At 59.5% G+C, this 17,770-nt stretch carries 12 protein-coding genes and 1 pseudogene; 9 read left to right on the top strand and 4 right to left on the bottom strand.

Going from position 1 to position 17,770, the window contains the following annotated elements; translation table 11 throughout:
* Window positions 1-59 precede the first annotated feature (59 nt).
* The 5 genes and pseudogenes from K8U03_22180 to K8U03_22160 all read left to right on the top strand — a co-directional run bounded on the left by K8U03_22180 (window position 60) and on the right by K8U03_22160 (window position 7,242).
* Window positions 60-2,516 (top strand): DUF1592 domain-containing protein, encoded by a 2,457-nt coding sequence (locus K8U03_22180; protein MCE9607604.1) that lies wholly within the window; start codon window positions 60-62, stop codon window positions 2,514-2,516.
* 86 nt (window positions 2,517-2,602) lie between these two features.
* The gene (locus tag K8U03_22175) at window positions 2,603-3,940 is read left to right on the top strand and encodes a DUF1552 domain-containing protein (GenBank protein ID MCE9607603.1); all 1,338 of its coding nucleotides are present in this window, start codon (window positions 2,603-2,605) and stop codon (window positions 3,938-3,940) included.
* Between the two features lie 101 nt (window positions 3,941-4,041).
* Window positions 4,042-4,185: pseudogene (locus K8U03_22170) on the top strand (P-II family nitrogen regulator).
* Between the two features lie 699 nt (window positions 4,186-4,884).
* Window positions 4,885-6,084: a carbohydrate porin gene (locus K8U03_22165; protein MCE9607602.1), complete on the top strand. Its 1,200-nt coding sequence runs from the start codon at window positions 4,885-4,887 to the stop codon at window positions 6,082-6,084.
* A 177-nt stretch (window positions 6,085-6,261) separates the two neighbouring features.
* Complete coding sequence (locus tag K8U03_22160; GenBank protein ID MCE9607601.1) at window positions 6,262-7,242, top strand: DUF1080 domain-containing protein; 981 nt, start codon at window positions 6,262-6,264, stop codon at window positions 7,240-7,242.
* Window positions 7,243-7,418: 176 nt separating this feature from the next.
* Here K8U03_22160 and K8U03_22155 read toward each other — a convergent pair whose 3' ends face one another.
* Together K8U03_22155 and K8U03_22150 are read right to left on the bottom strand one after the other, a co-directional pair.
* Window positions 7,419-7,781 carry a hypothetical protein gene (locus tag K8U03_22155; GenBank protein ID MCE9607600.1) on the bottom strand — a complete coding sequence of 121 codons (363 nt, stop codon included), beginning with the start codon at window positions 7,779-7,781 and terminating at the stop codon, window positions 7,419-7,421.
* Window positions 7,782-7,803: 22 nt separating this feature from the next.
* Window positions 7,804-10,365 carry an arylsulfatase gene (locus tag K8U03_22150; GenBank protein ID MCE9607599.1) on the bottom strand — a complete coding sequence of 854 codons (2,562 nt, stop codon included), beginning with the start codon at window positions 10,363-10,365 and terminating at the stop codon, window positions 7,804-7,806.
* A 249-nt stretch (window positions 10,366-10,614) separates the two neighbouring features.
* Between K8U03_22150 and K8U03_22145 the strand changes: the two genes are divergently transcribed.
* The 4 genes from K8U03_22145 to K8U03_22130 all read left to right on the top strand — a co-directional run bounded on the left by K8U03_22145 (window position 10,615) and on the right by K8U03_22130 (window position 15,856).
* Complete coding sequence (locus K8U03_22145) at window positions 10,615-10,959, top strand: hypothetical protein (GenBank protein MCE9607598.1); 345 nt, start codon at window positions 10,615-10,617, stop codon at window positions 10,957-10,959.
* Window positions 10,960-11,384: 425 nt separating this feature from the next.
* Window positions 11,385-13,151, top strand: coding sequence for an arylsulfatase (locus K8U03_22140; protein ID MCE9607597.1), 1,767 nt, complete (start codon window positions 11,385-11,387; stop codon window positions 13,149-13,151).
* A gap of 134 nt (window positions 13,152-13,285) precedes the next feature.
* Window positions 13,286-13,528 carry a hypothetical protein gene (locus tag K8U03_22135; protein ID MCE9607596.1) on the top strand — a complete coding sequence of 81 codons (243 nt, stop codon included), beginning with the start codon at window positions 13,286-13,288 and terminating at the stop codon, window positions 13,526-13,528.
* A 369-nt stretch (window positions 13,529-13,897) separates the two neighbouring features.
* Window positions 13,898-15,856 carry an acetylxylan esterase gene (locus tag K8U03_22130; protein ID MCE9607595.1) on the top strand — a complete coding sequence of 653 codons (1,959 nt, stop codon included), beginning with the start codon at window positions 13,898-13,900 and terminating at the stop codon, window positions 15,854-15,856.
* A gap of 153 nt (window positions 15,857-16,009) precedes the next feature.
* On the opposite strand, the gene K8U03_22125 is transcribed toward K8U03_22130, so the two are convergent.
* Both K8U03_22125 and K8U03_22120 read right to left on the bottom strand, forming a co-directional pair.
* Complete coding sequence (locus K8U03_22125) at window positions 16,010-17,431, bottom strand: DUF1501 domain-containing protein (GenBank protein MCE9607594.1); 1,422 nt, start codon at window positions 17,429-17,431, stop codon at window positions 16,010-16,012.
* Window positions 17,432-17,462: 31 nt separating this feature from the next.
* Window positions 17,463-17,770 (bottom strand): DUF1501 domain-containing protein (locus tag K8U03_22120; GenBank protein MCE9607593.1); only part of this gene is annotated, 308 nt, incomplete at its 5' end.

Here is a 17,770-nt window from a genome sequence, read left to right as displayed (position 1 = left end):
TCCTGTTCGTTTTGGCGGAGATCGCGATGCCAAGAGTGCGCTTCAATCTATGTACGATAGTGTCGCTGATGCTGGCCACAATGTCCGTGTCAGTGCAGTCCGCGCACGCCGCCGAGCCAATACCGTTCGCCAAAGTTTCCGGGCTACTCAAACAGCATTGCCATAAGTGCCACGGTTTGACAGACAACAAACCGAAGGGGGAGTTGCGGATCGACGAGCTGAACCCGGATCTCATCCAAGGGAATGACGGCGATCACTGGCAAGAGGTGCTCAATCGACTCAACTTCGGCGACATGCCTCCCAAGGACGAGCCTCAGCTTGCGAAAGCGGAACGCGAGCTGATCACGGGCTGGATCGTGCAAGAAATGCGGAGAGCTGCGCTGACCAAAAATCCAGCTACCCACTTCCGTCGGCTCACGCGCCGTGAGTACGAACGGACGATGCAGGATCTGCTGGGATTGTCGATCGAGTTTGGCAGCCGGCTTCCTGAAGATGGACGTTCCAAGGAAGGCTTTCGCAATGACGGCGACGCCCTGCGGATGTCGCCCCTGCAGTACGAGATGTACCTGCAAATCGCCGATGAGGCCCTCGCCGAGGCCATTGTCACCGGACCAGCTCCCGAGGTGCATCGGTATCGCCTCGAGGCGAAGAAGCCGGTCGAAGTCTTGCCAAAGCCCGCGGATTTGCCAGGCGAAAGCTATGACTATCGCGCTAAAGACAAGACGTTCACGATTGGCGATGACTGCCAGTTCGGAAAAGATCAGAAGAATCAGCATCCGATCGGAGTGTTGCTGCCCGACGCTCCACGACCGTTCGGCGAAGCTGCCTTGGCGCGGCCCGACTTTCGCTACGGCTTTCGACTGCATCATCCATTTCGGCGCGGCGAAATGCTGATCCGTGTGCGTGCTGCACGGTTCGAGCCCGAACCCGAACTGGAGTCGACTCGACTACCGCAATTGGCCGTCGGGCTCGGATGCACGAACTTGCATGGCGTTGAACTCAAGCCGGTTGGTTCGCCGATCGTCGTTGATGATTTTGAGTCTCGCACCTATGAGTTTCGTGCCCGGCTTGAGAACTTCCCCTTGCCGAATCCTGGGCCTTTCCGCAATCAAAATTGCAGCATCCTCTACGCTTGGAACGCGGCCCCTAAGCTGGCGAACGAAGCGAATCCGCCGCAGCTGAAGATCGAATGGATCGAATTCGAGAGCCCATTCTTGGAAGAGTGGCCTCCCGCATCGCACACCCGCATATTGTTTCCCAACCGTGACGGACTGACTGAGAACGATTACGCGCGGGAGGTGATCAAACGCTTTGCCACGCGAGCCTTTCGCGGGCCGATCGAAAAGCAGGAACTTGATCGACTAATGTCGTTTTGGACTCGGGCCCGTAGCGAAGCCGACTCGTTGGAAGCGAGCATCCGCGAAACGCTGAGCGTAGTTCTGACGGCAACACGTTTTCTGGCTCTCCCCGCCAGTCGCAGCGGCAGCACGGGCAAAGAACGACTGACCGATCATGAACTGGCGGCCCGACTTTCGTACTTTCTCTGGAGCAGCATGCCCGACGAAACGCTGCTGCAACTGGCGGAGCAAGGCAAGTTGCGAGACCCGCGCGTGCTCGCGGAACAGACGCGACGGATGCTTAAGGACCGCAACGCCTGGCAATTCATCGAACAGTTTGCTGAGCAGTGGCTTGAGCTCGACCGGTTGCAGCGCGTCACCGTCAACAAGAACCGTTACCCCGAGTACAACGACCAGCTCGCCTCCGCCATGAAGCAGGAGACGATCCACTTCTTCGCCCATGTGCTGCAAAATGACCTGAGCATCCTGAATTTTCTCGACGCGGATTTCACCTTCGTCAACGAGATCCTCGCCAAGCACTACGGCATCCCCGAAGTACACGGGTCGAATTTTCGCAAAGTGCAGCTCGATCCACTGCTCGAGCGCGGTGGGTTGCTTACGCAGGCGAGCGTGCTAACCGGCAATTCGGATGGCCTCGACGGGCATCCGATCAAACGCGGCATGTGGCTGCTCAAGAACTTGCTCGACGATCCACCTCCCCCGCCGCCACCCAATGTCCCAGAGCTCGACCGCGCCAGCGATCCCAAGCTCAAAGGGCTGACGATTACGCAGGCACTGGCTCTGCATCGCAATAGCTCGGCCTGTTCCGGTTGCCATAACAAGATCGATCCCTGGGGCATTGCCTTCGAAGAATACGATGCGATTGGCCAATGGCGAAAACAAAAGTCGACTCAGGCGATTGACACCAAAGCGGAACTTCCTACGGGCGTCACGATCAACGGGCTGCGCGAGTTAAAAATCGAGTTGCTTCGCACACGAAGCGATGATTTGCGCCAAGCGGTGCTACGCCGCGTGGCGAGCTACGCTCTGGGGCGTTCGTTGACGCTCAGCGACATGGAAGTGATCGATAGCTTGGTGCCTGCCTTGAAAAAACGTGAAGATCGGCTCTCTGCACTAATTGAACTAGTGATTGCTAGCGAGCCGTTCCAAACCAAGTGAATCCCCCCAAACAGGATTGAGAATGGTCGCGATTCCTGCGAACATATTCAGATTGCGGAACACCCCACCTAGACACGGTTCCCACCATGCCTCACCCCACCTGGCACCTTGACCGACGCACCTTCCTTCGTGGCACGGGGCTCTCCCTGGCGCTCCCCTGGCTCGAAGCGATGGCTTCCGCCGCCCCGACCGCCACGGACAAACCGAAGCGTTTCTGTGCGTTCTTTTTCGGCAATGGTGTCGCCCTGTCGAAACCCAGCGATCCAACCAGCGATTGGAACTGGTTCCCACGGACCGAGGGTCCCGACTACGAATTCACCCGCTCGCTTGAGACGCTTGCCAGACATAAGCAGAATCTCACGATCTTCGGTCAACTTTCCCATCCGACCAGTCGGCAGCTTGTTGGTCACAACACGGGCGACGTCTGGCTCACGGGAGCCGATATTCGCCTCAATCTCAACAACTCGATCTCGATCGATCAGTTGATTGCGCGCCAGTACGGTCTGCACACACGGATTCCCTCGCTGGTGCTCTCGAGCAACGGCGGCACCGGCATGAAGAGCCGAGCCACCACGATCTCGTTCGATCAACAAGGGCGAGCCATCCCCGCAGAGTCGAATCCACGCAGCATTTTTGAACGCCTCTTCGAAAAGCCGGCCGACGGCGACCGCGCGGCTCACGAACGGGCTCTCTCAGCGGGTCGCAAGCGCGTCGACTTCTTGTTGGAAGATGCTCGTTCGCTGCGCAATCGGCTCGGTCGACCCGATCAACAGCGGCTCGATGAATTCCTCTCCTCGTTGAGCGAAGTCGAAAGTCGGCTCAGCAGGGCGCAAACTTGGCTCGGCAAAGCGATCCCCGATGTCGATCGCTCGAAGTTCAATCTCGAAGTCTCTCAGAAGGGGCCGACAGACTATATCCGCACGATGATGGATCTCATCGTGCTCGCCTTCGAGACCGATACCTCGCGCGTGGCGACCTATCAGATTTCATCCGAAGACGGCCACGGAATTTGCGATCGCTTCCCCGGCATCATCAAGATCGGTACGGGCAAACACGGTGGACACCACGGCCTCAGTCACTCTGATCCAACCAAAGATTCGAGCTGGGGTGAGTACGATCGTTACCTCGCCGAACAGTTTGCCTACTTCCTCGATCGACTCTCGGCCATTCGCGAAGGTGAAACGAGCGTGCTTGATCGTACGCTGGCCATGTACGGAAGCGGCACGAGTAACACGCACAACGCGCGGAACTATCCAATCGTGCTGGCGGGAGGCAAAGACCTCGGTTTCCGCCACGGCCGCTACATCAAAGCCCGCGAGGAACGCCCGCTCGGCGACCTCTACGTGACCATGTTGCACCGCCTCGATCTCCCCGTCCGCAAGTTTGCCGATAACGCGAGCGAATTCACGGAAATCGTCGGCTAATCGGCCGATAGCAAGTCGTGAAGAGTTACTAGCGGCAATCCTGGCGTAGCAATTCTCAACCGCAATGAACGCCGACGACACGATCGGTTTCTGACCGTGCTGAGTGTCGCGGCCTCGGCCGGCAGAAAGGACACACCGAAACCTATCGGGGCGCCGAGTATTCCGTTGAGTTCATACCGAAAGTCAAGATCGAGACCGTCGCGAACGACGACAATGCTCAGGCGATCGCTGATCGCTACAACTGACGGTAAGACGCAGGAAACCGGGGCCTTCACACCGCAGGTTTGGACCACGCCGTTTTCCGTAGGTTAGCATTCGGCACCAACTTGCGGGCGTCGATCGGCATTTAAGTATCGATTCGTCGGTCTTTTCTTCACCAAGATCCGGACCGATAGCACGCACGTCATCACATCGACACCCGGTCGGCACGTTGCTGCAAAGGCCTCGCGATCAAAGTCGCTCCGCACGACATGAGCCGCTACTCCGCGGTGATCGCATGGTGGAGTCGCAGAAGCACGATATCGCCCAAAGCAAAAATGCCGGATGGTCTGATCGACAAACTCAAGGCTACGAGGGGATCCGACGGCGCCAGTCTGTTCGACCTCACGGAGGTGGCCTGCCGCTTGTCGGGAGAAGCCTAACGACGCGCTGGCGATCGCTTGGAATGAGCTGCGACACTATTCCTCATGAAGTGCCGGCGTTGTCGCCGTCGATGAAGAAAGTGCCTCGCATGTTAGTTCATCTTCGTCCATGTTCTGCCGATGCGACGATCGCGGCCATTTTTGTCATGGAGAGCGAATAAGGCAGCTTTGCCATCGCGAACTTCGCCGGCTTTGCTTGCGCCCTGGTTAGCAACGGCGCTTTGTTGCTGGGGGCTGTTGCAACCAGGCGTCATGCGAGGTCAGCAAGGCGAAGGTGATGCTCCTTTTGGGATCGGGCCGGTCTTGCAGGGAAGGCGAGATTCGCCGCTGGAGATCGGCGGTCAGTGGTGGATTCACGAGAACTACGCTGCCTTCGATGGCCGGAGGCCGGGCCACGCCGCCGAGCAAAACCTGTTAAACCTCTTTGCAACGATCGACATGGAGAAGTTGGTCGGCCTCGAAGGGGGCCGTTGGTCCTGCCTGTTTCAAAATCACGGCGGCACGAACGGCCACACGCTGGCCGGCGACGAGCAGTTTTTCGATCAGCTCGATGCATCCCCCCACTCGCAACGCTCCCAGATTTCGGAACTGTGGTGCGAGCAAAAGCTGTTCGATGAGCGCGTGCGTGTGAAGATCGGCAAAGTCGACGCGAATAACGAATTCGCCTTCGTTGAGAACGGCGCCGATTTCTTGCACGGGGCATTCGGCAACTCGCCGACGATTTTCTTGTTGCCGACCTATCCCGACCCGGCTTGCGGCGCGAACCTGTTCCTCTATCCGACGAAGGAGACGTACTTCGGCGTCGCCATGTACGACGGTTCGGCGGCGAACGGCAACCTGCCGGGCCTCGCCGGGCCGAGTCGTTTGCTCTCGGGAAATTCGCCGTTGTTTTGGATCGGTGAAGCGGGCTTTCGTTATCGTCTTTCTCGAGGCCGCGACGGTCGCCTCTGCGTCGGCTACTGGTACTCAACAGCGACGTTCGAGGAAGTCAACCAACTGCGCGAAGAATCGTTCGACATCAATGGACATCTCGTCGAACGCACGTTCGGCCGACTGCAATCGATTCACGGCGTCGACGGGCTTTATCTCACGTGGGAGCAAACCCTGTGGCGCGAGAATCCCGACGACGAAGACGATCGCCAAGGGATCCGGGCTTTTTACCAGTTCGGTAATTCCGACCCCCGGATCACTATCTTCCAGTTTTACAACGGCGCGGGCCTAACCCGGACCGGCTTTCTCGCGGGTCGCGACGAGGATGCGATCGGCCTGGGCGTTGCCTGCAGCGACCTCTCGTCCGACCCACAGGCGACGAACTTTCGCCGCGGCCGCATTCGACATTCCGACATGCGCGGCAGTGAAACGGCGATCAACGGTTACTACCTCTGGAAGCATAGCCCAAACTTTTCCGTCTCGCCGCAAGCGACTTACATCATTCCGGCGGCGCAAAGCGCAAGCTACGGTAGCCCGCTGATGCTGACGCTGCGCGTGATTCTAACGTTTTGACTATCCCGTTGGGCGTGCCGCTACGTGAAGTGCGCTCGGCGGGTTGCGGTACCGCGAATTGCTGCAATATATCGGTTCACTCCGGCTCAGTTCCGGGCAGGGACTGCTTGCGGCCGCTGAGCTGCGCTCCCACAATAGCCCGAATGATCCAGTCGCTTTTATTCGGGGTACGCATTCATGACGAAGCCTTTCGCCTTCCTCCTGTCGGCCATTGCCTGGGCAGCGACAGCGCATGCAGCCGGTCCGAGCTATACCGACCCAACCATGACCGATGCCGATTTTCCATTTCAAGGAGAATACGTCGGCACGCGCAAGACCGAGGACGGAGTTTTCAAAGTCGGACTACAGGTCATCGCACTCGGCAAGGGAAAGTTTCACCTCGTTGAATACCAAGGCGGCCTCCCCGGCGACGGCTGGAAAAAGGGAGAGACAAAAATTGAGCTGGGCGGCGAATTGAAAGAAGGAGCGGTCGCCGCAAAGGGAGAGAAAATCGGAGCGAGGATCAAGGACGGCGTCGCCAAGTTACTTTCCGAAGAGGGAAGCGAAATCGCCCAGCTCAAGAAAGTCACGCGTACTAGCCCGACTCTCGGCGCAAGTCCGCCCGAGGGCGCGATCGTCCTCTTCGACGGTAAGTCGGCCGAGGCCTTCGACAAAGGCCGCATGACCGACGACGGTCTCCTGATGCAAGGCTGTTCGAGCAAGCGGAAGTTCGGCAGTTGCAAGGTGCATATCGAGTTCCGTACGCCGTATCAACCGGAAGATCGGGGCCAGGGACGCGGCAATAGCGGGATCTACGTCGGCGCTCGATACGAATGCCAGATGCTAGATTCGTTCGGCCTGAAAGGGGAGAACAACGAATGCGGCGGGTTGTATTCGGTGAAGGCGCCGGACGTGAACATGTGCCTGCCGCCGCTCACTTGGCAAACCTTCGACATCGACTACACCGCGGCGAAGTACGAAGGAGACAAACTGGTCGCCAACCCGCGGGTGACGATCTCGCACAACGGAGTGCTCATCCATAACGACGTGGAGCTTCCTGGTGAGCGTTCGACCACCTCCGCTCCCAACAAGCCCGGCCCCGACCCCGGCCCGATTTACCTGCAGGATCACGGCAACCCACTCCGCTATCGGAACATTTGGGTCGTTGAGACCAAATGAACCGATCGAATGTAAGACCGAGCCATTCCCGTCGGCTTTGTTCCCTGTGATTCATCCGTTGTCGTGACTTCGACGCGATAATCGTCACTGCACATGACGGTGGTGATGCAGATTTGCAACACTTGTTAAGGCCGGTCGATGTGACCGACGCTTATCTCCTTCGAATGATTGTTTTATTAGGCAGTTTTTGCACTGAGCCAAGCTCGTGCCAGCAGCAACGTCAGCACGGCGTGCAACGCTACGGCCGGCCACAGGAGCGGGCCGACCCACTCGCCGCGAATGCCGAGATACAAGAGGTAGAACGTAACCAGCAGGCCGTAGGTCGCCATCCCACCGAGTGCCGCACGCGTCGGCTTTTTGCCCGGCCAGCACGCAATGCTTAGAGATAACAGACTGATACCGGCCACGCGGCCCACGGCATCCGCGACGCCGGAGAGTTCCGTGCCGAGCAGCAGTCGCGCGACGAGTGATGGGGCGACGATGAGCGCTGCGCCGGTGGCGGCTTCGGCGAGCGCGGCGAAAGCGAGCGGCTTGTTCATTCTACTGCCCGATACGCTCATTCTATTGCGGCGTCTCGGTCTTGATCGCGGCAACGTATTCGTGCGGGCCGAGAGCGTATGTCAAACGATTGATCTTGCCGGTGAACTTGAATGGGCAGTCGTAGTGGTACTCGATGAGCGCGACGGGAGTGCGCGTGTCCATTCCGACGTCGAAAGTCTCATCTTCGGGAAAGGTGATTGGCACGGTGTGCTCCAGCGTTTTCTTGGCCGCTTCCTTACCATCGATCGAGAGCGTGCCGGTCCCTCCTTTTCCGAATCCCGGTCCGTCGTACTTGAAGTCGAAAACGATCGTGTGCTTGCCGGCTTCGAGCTTGGGGCCTTCCCACGCAATGCGTTTCCCCAGCAGATTGTAGATGAAGACGACTTTGCCGCGGCCGATGTCGAGTTCCCCTTTACTCAAGAACAATCCATATCCGCCGAAGCGTCCACCTTCGGTTACGATCATCCCTTGAGCACCCCCCTCCGGTATCTCGATCTCCGCTTCGATGTTATACGAGCGTCCGAGAATACTCGGAGCGCAAGCCGGAGGGACACCGCTCAACTCACCGGTATAGGTGAAGCTGGTGCGTCCCGCCGTCGGGCTGGGGCGCGGCGTAAGGAACCGCGCGAGCGTCGAGTTGTCGAGCGGTAGTACGTCGTTCTTCTTTGCCTCCACATAGAAGAGATCCTGCAGCTCCTTGAGCTTGTCGGGCATTTGGGCGGCGAGATCCGTTGACTGCGAGAAGTCCTTGTCGACGTGGTAGAGTTCCCACTTGTAGCCGGAGATCACGTCGGGGGACGGCATGATGCCCAAATCCCAAGGCGTGTTGACCGGAGTGGTGCAGGCGACCCAGCCTTCATGATAAATGGCACGGTTGCCGAGCATCTCGAAGTATTGCGTCGTGCGCTTGGAGGGTGTGGTCGCGTTGGCCTTGTCCCATGAGTAAGCCATGCTCACGCCGTCCATCGGTCGCTGTTTGATGCCGTTGATCGTGTCGGGAACGGGAATACCGGTCACTTCGAGGATCGTCGGCACGATGTCGATCATATGATGGAACTGCGTGCGGATACCGCCCTTGTCGGTGATATGCCCCGGCCACGACATGCACATGCCTTGGCGAGTACCGCCGAAGTGTGACGCCACCTGCTTGCACCATTGGAACGGGGTGTCAAAGGCCCAGGCCCAGCCGGCGGAGTAGTGCGGAAAAGTTTGGTCTGAGCCCCAAAGCTCGTAGAACAAGTATTGGTCGTTCACCGGCACGGTGACGCCGTTGAAGAAGGTGAACTCGTTGGGAGTGCCGTTGATCGTTCCCTCGGGGCTCGCTCCGTTGTCGCCGCTGATGTAGATGATGAGCGTATTGTCGAGTTCGCCCATATCTTCGACCGACTGAATGACGCGGCCGATCTCGTGGTCGGTATAAGCGAGGTACGCGGCGAAGACGTTAGCCTGCTTGATGAAGAGTTCTTTCTGCCTCAGGTCGAGGGTATCCCATTCGGGCAGTTCCTTCGGCCAGGCAGAGAGCTTCGTGTCTTGCGGGACGATACCCTGCTTCTTTTGGTTCGCGAAAATGGTTTCGCGCAACTTGTTCCAGCCATCGTCGAACAAGTGCATATCGCTGATCTTCTTCACCCATTCTTTCGTGGGATGGTGCGGAGCATGTACGCCACCGGGGACGTAATAGACGAAGAACGGCTTGTCGGGCGCAACTTCGTGGAGGCCCTTCATGTGCTCGATCGCTTCGTCGGCCATCGCCGTGGTCAGGTTCCATTCGGGGTTTCCCTCAAACGGATAAATCGGCGTCGTATTGCGGAACAAGTTCGGCGTCCACTGGCTCGTGTCACCGCCGACGAAGCCGTAGAAGTAATCGAAGCCCATCCCGTTGGGCCATTGATCGAACGGCCCTGCCACCGACGCTTCATAGAAAGGAGTGTTATGGTCCTTGCCGAACCACGACGTCGCGTAACCGTTCTGCTTGAGGATTTCGCCGACGGTGCCGCACTCCTTGCGTATGACCGAATCGTAGCCCGGAAAGCCGGTAGCCGCTTCGCCCACGACACCGAATCCTGCCACGTGATGATTGCGCCCGGTGATCAGGGCCGCACGAGTCGGTGAGCAGAGCGAGGTGGAATGGAACTGCGTATAACGAAGTCCGTTATTTGCGATGCGATCCAGGGCCGGCGTGGGGATGACACCGCCGAACGTGCTCGGCGACCCGAATCCGCAATCGTCCGTCATAATCAAGAGCACATTGGGCGCGCCCTTCGGCGGCACTACGCGCGGCGGCCACCACGGCTTCGAGTCGGTTGCTTTCAGATTGATGACGCCGCCGAACTTCGGATCGGGCGGTGGAAGCTGGTTGCCTGGAAGAGCCGTTGTGGCGCCGGGACTGCCCGACTGAGCGGCGATCCGAGGGGTCGCCGATGCCTCCGATCCCGTGGCTTGCTCTTCAACCACCGCGGCCTGGGGCACCGGAGCATCTTCGCTCTTGTCAGCGGATTGCTGCGGACAGCCGGCGGCACTCGCCAATGTCGTCAAGAGGAGCAATCGACCAATGATCGTTTCCCACCGCGGAAATCGTTGCATCGTTTTCTCCCTGCAGTCGTCGGCGAAAGACGCGATTCTACCGATAGCATCGGTGGTTCGATATGCCTTCGCTCGTGCAGTTCAAATTCGCGGCCAATCGTTTGGGACTCGTAACCACCGACCGACACGCGTTCGGCCGACCACGACTCTGCCAGGTTTCGGATTCTGCGTCACGTGCGTCGCCTTAGTCACCACGAGGACGCCGGCGATGCAGATGACGAGCAATTTTCAACTTCAAAGGAGATCCCCATGCTCAAACTCAACGTCGGTTTCACGAAGAAGATCGGAGAAGCGAACTACGGCTCGCGCGGCGCGACCGTGAATCCGGAGCTCGAACTCAACTCCGCCGCTAATCGGCAGGTAAGTTCGCTAAGCTCCGGCCCGTTCTCCGCAACTGCGTGGGATGGGCCGGAGCTCTGGGGGTCGAAGTTGCATCGACCGGTGAGCCGTTTGCTTAGATATCGGAGCGGCATAATCGGAGCGAGAGCAAATCCGCTTGCAGCGCCGAACGATATTGCACGCTTCTGTGTGCGAATCGGCGCGCTTCGACCGATCACCGCTTCGGTGGTGACTGTGAAATTCTTCGGCTGCTGACCTTAGATACGGGCGGAACGTCTCAGCGAGCTCAACGCGCTGCGCAAGGTTCGTGCCGTAGGTAATTCAGCCGCAATCTCGACAAAATGGGTCGCTCGCGATCCACCGACGTATCCATCGCTGCGTCCACGCCGACTGTTTGCCAAAGGCAGATTCACCGAATGGTGTGCGGTTTGCGTTAAAGAATCCCGGAATCCGCGGTTGCTCGCTCCTTCCGAGGAGATCGGGCTCCAGCGCGTTGTTAAGCCTCTTCAATCACGTCGAACGCCGTTCGCCGTCAGCCGCTCAATCCATCCGCGAATTCCAGAGTCGTACGCCGCGACCTCAGTCATACTAATAGCTATAAAAAGGCTTCGCCGCTCCTCGCCCTTGCGGCAACTTAACTCAATCCGCTCTTCTAGATTTCGCAACTAAGGAAAACATCTATGCTCCGAAGCAGTAGGTTTCTGCCCCTCTTCTTTCTGGCCGCGGGCGTGCTGCTGGGATATGTCGCCTCCTCCGGCCGATTGCAATGGAGCCGGCCGGCCGACGCCGCGCCGGCCACTTCGTCGACCTCGGTCGCCAAGCCGAACGGCGCCGCTCCCGGGGCGCAGTCGATAGTCGCAGCAGCCGATAAGGAGCTGGTCGTCGCTCAGGCCGGCGCGCAGCAGCAGCCCACCTCGGGTAAGAAGCCGAATATCGTCGTCATCATGGGAGACGACATCGGCATGTGGAACATCGGCGCCTACCATCGCGGCCTGATGGCCGGCCGAACGCCGCACCTCGACAAGCTCGCTGCTGAGGGCATGATCTTCACCGACTACTATGCCGAAGCGAGTTGCACGGCAGGTCGGGCCAACTTCATCACCGGCGAACTCCCGATTCGGACCGGAATGACGACGGTCGGCCAAGCCGGCGCGTCGGTCGGGATCCCGGCGCAGGCGGTCACGATCGCTACTGCGCTGAGGTCGCTCGGTTACGCTACCGGCCAATTCGGAAAGAACCATCTCGGCGACAAGAACGAGTTCCTGCCGACCGTCCACGGCTTCGACGAATTCTTCGGTTACCTCTATCATCTCGACGCGATGGAAGACCCGTCGCATCCCGCTTATCCGCAGGAACTGCTCGACAAGGTCGGCCCGCGGAACATGGTTCACTCTTGGGCGACGGACGTCGATGATCCGACCGAGATGCCGCGGTGGGGTAAGATCGGCAAGCAAAAGATCGAAGACGCCGGAACGCTCTATCCGAAGCGAATGGAGACCGTCGATGATGAGATTCGCGATCTCTCCTTCAAGTTCATCGAGAAGGCGAAGGCCGAAGACAAGCCGTTCTTCGTTTGGCTCAACCCGACGCGGATGCACGTGACCACCCATCTCTCGGCAAAGTATCAAGCGCTGCGCAATTCGGAAAACGGTTGGTCGATCCAAGAGGCCGGAATGGCGCAGATCGACGACGTCGTGGGTGCCACGATGCAGAAGCTCAAAGACCTAGGCGTCGACGATGACACCATCGTCATCTTCACGACCGACAACGGCACGGAGACCTTCACTTGGCCCGACGGCGGAACGACGCCGTTTGCGCAGTGCAAAGGGACCGTCATGGAAGGGGGCTTCCGCGCGCCGGCCATCCTACGTTGGCCGGGGAAGGTTCCTGCGGAGAAGGTGGAGAACGGTCTCATCTCGGGCCTCGACTGGTTCCCGACGTTCCTCGCCGCCGCCGGCGAACCGAACATCATCGAAGACCTCAAGCAAGGTCGTAAGTTCGGCGACACGACCTACAAGGTGCATCTCGACGGTTCCAACCAGATGGACATGATCACCGGCAAGGGACCGTCGAAGCGAACCGAGATTTGGTACTTCGGCGAAAGCGAGTTGGGGGCCGTCCGCATCGGCGACTACAAGTACCGCTTCATTGATCAGCCTCATGGCTGGCTCGGCGAAAAAACCAAGCCCGACGTTCCATACCTGACCAACCTGCGCCTCGATCCGTTTGAACGACAGGGCTGGCCGGGCAACGGGACCAAAGACGGAGCTCAGAACTATATGAGTTGGTTCCTCTACGAGTTCTGGCGTTTCGTCTTCGTCCAGGATCAGGTGGAAAAGCTCGCCATGACGGCCGTCGAGTTCCCGCCGATGCAGAAGGGGGCGAGCTTCAACTTGGATGCCGTGAAAGAGAAGATCAAGAAGGCTCAAGCCGCAATGGCCCGGTAAACGAGCGTCCCGAGCGAGCGTCCCCAAGAGTGGGACGCTCGCCTCGGGACGACCGGGCGGTCGTTCTCGCTCGCCCGCCGATCCGAGACCTTGATGCGAAGTTTGCACCTGTACCCGCATTCTTGGCCGACGGAATGAATCATAAGCACAAAGCAAAGCGCCAAGAACGACCGAAGGTCATCGAAGCGCGGCGCTGGAGAACTCGCGACGGCGTGTTGCTCGTGGCCATGGCGGCCGTCGGCATGCTGATCGGTGCCAGCTACTGGAACTACGGCGATGGCGCAACGCAGCTTCCGGCTTCGCCCGCGCTCGTCGCCGAATCGCATTCCGCGATCATGAACGTGCTTGCCCACAACGTGCTGCCTTCGCCGATCTAAATATTCAAGATTCAGCGCACGAACGCATCTGCATTGAAGCAACCTCATTCGACACAGGTTGAGCGAAGCGTGAGGTTGTCCCAGACGGTTACCCGCCTGTGGAAGCAATTCGAAACGTGCTGAAGGTGTATCGACGCGAGGATTGATGCGGAATCTCGAGCACGCCACCGATGTACTCAACATAAAATAGTCAAACCGAACTCGAATCGGCACTTTGCTGCAACTGTCTCCGACATAAATAACCTGATGAAACACACCCTCTTGCTACTCATTGCGTTGCTGATGGCTCCGTTGGCCACCCTGTACGCTGCCGACACGAGCACGGAGTCTCCGAGCACTGGGACAACGCTTGGCTTTGCTAGCTCCCCTGTGATCCCGCGAACCCTCACGGAACTCTGGGCCGGCTTTGAGGAATTCGACCGGACCACTCCGCTGGATGTCGAGATTCTCAAGGAGTGGGAACAGGACGGCGTCGTCTGCCGAATCGTTCGATATCAAGTGGGAGTCTTCAAGGGGGCTTCGTCGAGGGTCGCGGCGTTCTACGCTTTTCCGAAAGGCGGAACGAAACTTCCGGCACTCGTCGAGATGCATGGCGGCGGACAGTCGGCTTCGCTCAGCAGCGTCGTGACCTATGCCAAATGCGGCTATGCCGCTATCTCCATCAATTGGGGCGGCAACAAGATGAGTCTTGGCCGAGAGACTTGGAGCGGGCCGCAAACCGACTGGGGAAAGCTCGACGCGACGCATCCGCCGCAACGCAACAAGGCGAACCACTTCGCCGGGTCTCCGACTCCCGATGCATACACTCTCGATTCCGTTGAGTCGCCTCGCAACAGCAACTGGTTTCTCGTGCTGATCGCGGGGCGTCGCGCGATCACGTTCCTGCAACAGCAGCCGGAAGTGGATGCGACGCGCATCGGAGCGCACGGGCATTCCATGGGGGGCAAGCTCACCACGAACCTCGCAGGAATCGACAAAAGGATCAAAGCCGCCGTGCCGTCGTGCGGAGGTTCGGGCGACTTAACGGAGAGCGAAGCCAAGGTGCCCGGCGGAAGCCGAACCCAGCGCACGGAGATGGAACTGGCTTGCATTTCCGACAACGCCTACATCCCGCTGGTAACGTGTCCGATCCTATGGCTTTCGCCGACGAATGACTTTCACGCGCATATCGACAACATGGCTTGGAACTGGCGCAATGTGCCCGACGACCGCGTCCGATTCAGCATTTCGCCTCACCTGAATCACCATCATTCCGATGAGCACTCCATCACCGAGCTTCTGTGGTTTGAAGAGCACCTGAAGGGGCAAGCATTCAAGATGCCGCAGACGCCGCAGCTGGTGCTGGAACTCAAGACTACCACCGGCGTGCCTCGAATCATCGTCACACCGGATGATTCGCAGGCCGTACAGCGCGTCGACATTTACTACTCCCTCGATCCACATGCGCTCACCCGCTTTTGGCGCGATGCGAAGTGCGTGAAATCCGGCACGCAATGGCAGGCCGAATGCCCTGTGATGAATCTTGAGCAGCCGTTCTTCGCCTTTGCGAACGTCGTCTATGAAACACCGGCAGCCTATCGGACGAGTCCGCGGCCGGCGGGGCAGGAATCCAGCGCCACGTTTGCCATCAGCTCGCGCGTCGTCTCAGCGGGGCCCGCGCAACTGCGCTCGGCCAGCGTGAAGGCCACGGACAAGCCCGATCGGCTGATTGACGACGGCGCGCGCGGTTGGCACGACTGGTATCTCTTGAACTGGGGACATCCGCCGCTGTGGAATGCCACGACCCGCAAGCTGAAGGATCCCAAGTGGCAGGGCCCCGATGGCGCCACGCTGCACTTCGAAGTCACTTGCCGGAGCGACAACCAACTCGTGCTGACCTTCAATTGCAACGCCTGGGGTGCCATGGTGCCCGGCCGGCCTGCTGTCGACTACACGGTCGTCCGAAATCTAAACGCCTCCAAAGCCTTGCAGACCGTATCAGTGAAACTCAGCGACCTCGTCGCGACCGATCCCAAAATCACGGCGCCACCTGACGATTGGCGGACGGTCACCGAGTTCAGCATTTCTCCCAGCGGCACGATGGTCAAAGACGGCCGGAAAGTCAAAATTGACGGTAAAGCATGGGAGGGCCCGCGCGAGATTCGCAATCTGCGGTGGGAGGGGGGCGAATATTCGCGCCAAGCGGCCACCGGTACCACGCTGAATCCGGAAGACTTTCAAAAGAACTTCAACGAAGCGATCAAGAAATCCCTGGAGCAAGAGAAGCTCGATCGGAAGCAACCCCGCCACAAGAATATCACCCATGCGATCTTCGCCTCGTGCTTCTGATGGCGAAGAGTTCCGAATACGCTATCGATCTGTCAGCCGATCTGTTTAGGGGAGTCTCGATGCAATTTTCCGGCGCGATGAGCTGTGTACCGAGTGTCTGCGTTTCTTCGGCAGCAATCAATCAGTAACCCAACGCTCGGCAGCGAGAAAGAGTTAGATCAGCACGTCACGGATGACCGATCCGCGACTGATCGGCAACGGACGACCCTGGGGATCGTGCATCAGCGAGTCGGGATGATGGCCGAGGCAGTGATAAACCGTGGCCCAGAGGTCGGCCGGCGTGACGGCATCGCGAGCCGGCTCGCCGCCATGAGCGTTAGAGGCGCCGAAGACCGTGCCGCGACGAATGCCGGCTCCGGCCAGTGCGATCGAGAAGCAGCGGCCCCAATGGTCGCGACCGCCCGCGCCGTTGACTCGCGGCGAGCGTCCGAACTCGCCGGCCCACACGACGAGCGTCTCGTCGAGCAAGCCGCGCGCTTCGAGATCTTCCAGCAGCGCCGAGTAGGTCTGATCCATCATCGGCATGAGCATGTCGCGCGCTTGCTTGTGATGATTCGCGTGCGTATCCCAGCCGCTGCTTTGCAAGCCTTTCACGCGCGTCCAGTTGACCTGCACGAGTGAGACCCCGGCTTCGACGAGTCGCCGGGCCAAGAGCGTGCTCTGTCCGAAGCGCGTCCGGCCGTAACGATCGCGCGTCGCCTCGCTCTCGGCTTTGATGTCGAACGCGCCGCGCGAATCCGACGACGTGAGCATGTCGACGGCTTGCCGCGCGTAGAGATCGTAAGGAGCGCTGCCGGCCGTCTCACTCCAACGATCCAAGCGGCGATTGAGCTCGGTGAGCAGTTCACGGCGGCCGTCGAATCGCGGTTGCGTCAGTTCGCCGGGCAAGCTCAAAGCCGGCACCTGAAACGAAGCTTCGGAAGGATCGCAAGGAATGAGCCATGGATCGTGCTTCAAGCCGAGGAAGCCGGCGTCTTGGCCGGGCCAGGAGATATTGCCGTCGTTCCAAACATGCTCGGGCAATACGATCGACGCGGGGAGCTTGCCACCTTCGGCGCGCAACGATTTGACGATCGAGGCGGCGCACGGTGCGATGTTCGGCGCTTTCTTCGTCGCGTTCTCGACGCCGAGCGGCACGTGAGGTACGCCGGTCAGCATCTGATAACCGCTCGACGAGTGGCTGTTGTCGCCGGTGATCATCGAGCGAATCACGGCGAGCCGATCGGTCAGCTTCGCGGTGCGCGGCATGAGCTCGCCGACCTGCAGACCGGATAAGCTCGATGCGATAGGCTTAAACTCGCCGCGCACTTCGGCCGGAGCGTCGGGCTTAGGGTCCCAGGTATCGTGCTGCGACGGGCCGCCGAGCAGAAAGAACAAGATCACCGACTTCGCGCGGCCGAACGAAGCGGCGGATTCGGAAAGGAGTGAACCCGATGGTGCTGCGAAAGCCGATAGGGGCCGGGATGCGGAACCGAAGGCCGCCAGCGAGATCCCGCCGGCGCCGCCGATGCGCAGCGCCGCACGCCGCGAGAACATCGTGAACGGAGCGGAGTGAGCGTCGTGTGATTCCGACATGGGAGCATTCCGAAGTAACTGGTTAACCCGCTTAGGCGAATAAGCCGTCGATGACTCGGCCGTCTGCGATCGGGGTAGGTCGCGGGAGTCGCGGGAAGTAAGTTCCGTGCGGATCGATTCCCAGCGCGTGGTAGATCGACGCCGCAACGTCGCCCGGTGTGTAAGGTCGTGCGGCAGGGACGGCTCCGTTCCGATCGGTCGCGCCGATCACCACGCCGCGCCGAATCCCGGCACCGGCCATGAGGACGCAGCCGGCGTTCGGATAATGATCGCGGCCACCGTCTTTGTTGATGCGCGGCGTACGTCCAAATTCCCCCATGACGACGACGAGCGTGGTCT

It is taken from the genome of Planctomycetia bacterium (genome assembly GCA_021413845.1).
Taxonomy (GTDB): Bacteria; Planctomycetota; Planctomycetia; order Pirellulales; family PNKZ01; genus PNKZ01.
The sequence above is the reverse complement of the archived record's forward strand: the minus strand, read 5'-3'. Positions and strand labels throughout refer to the sequence as shown.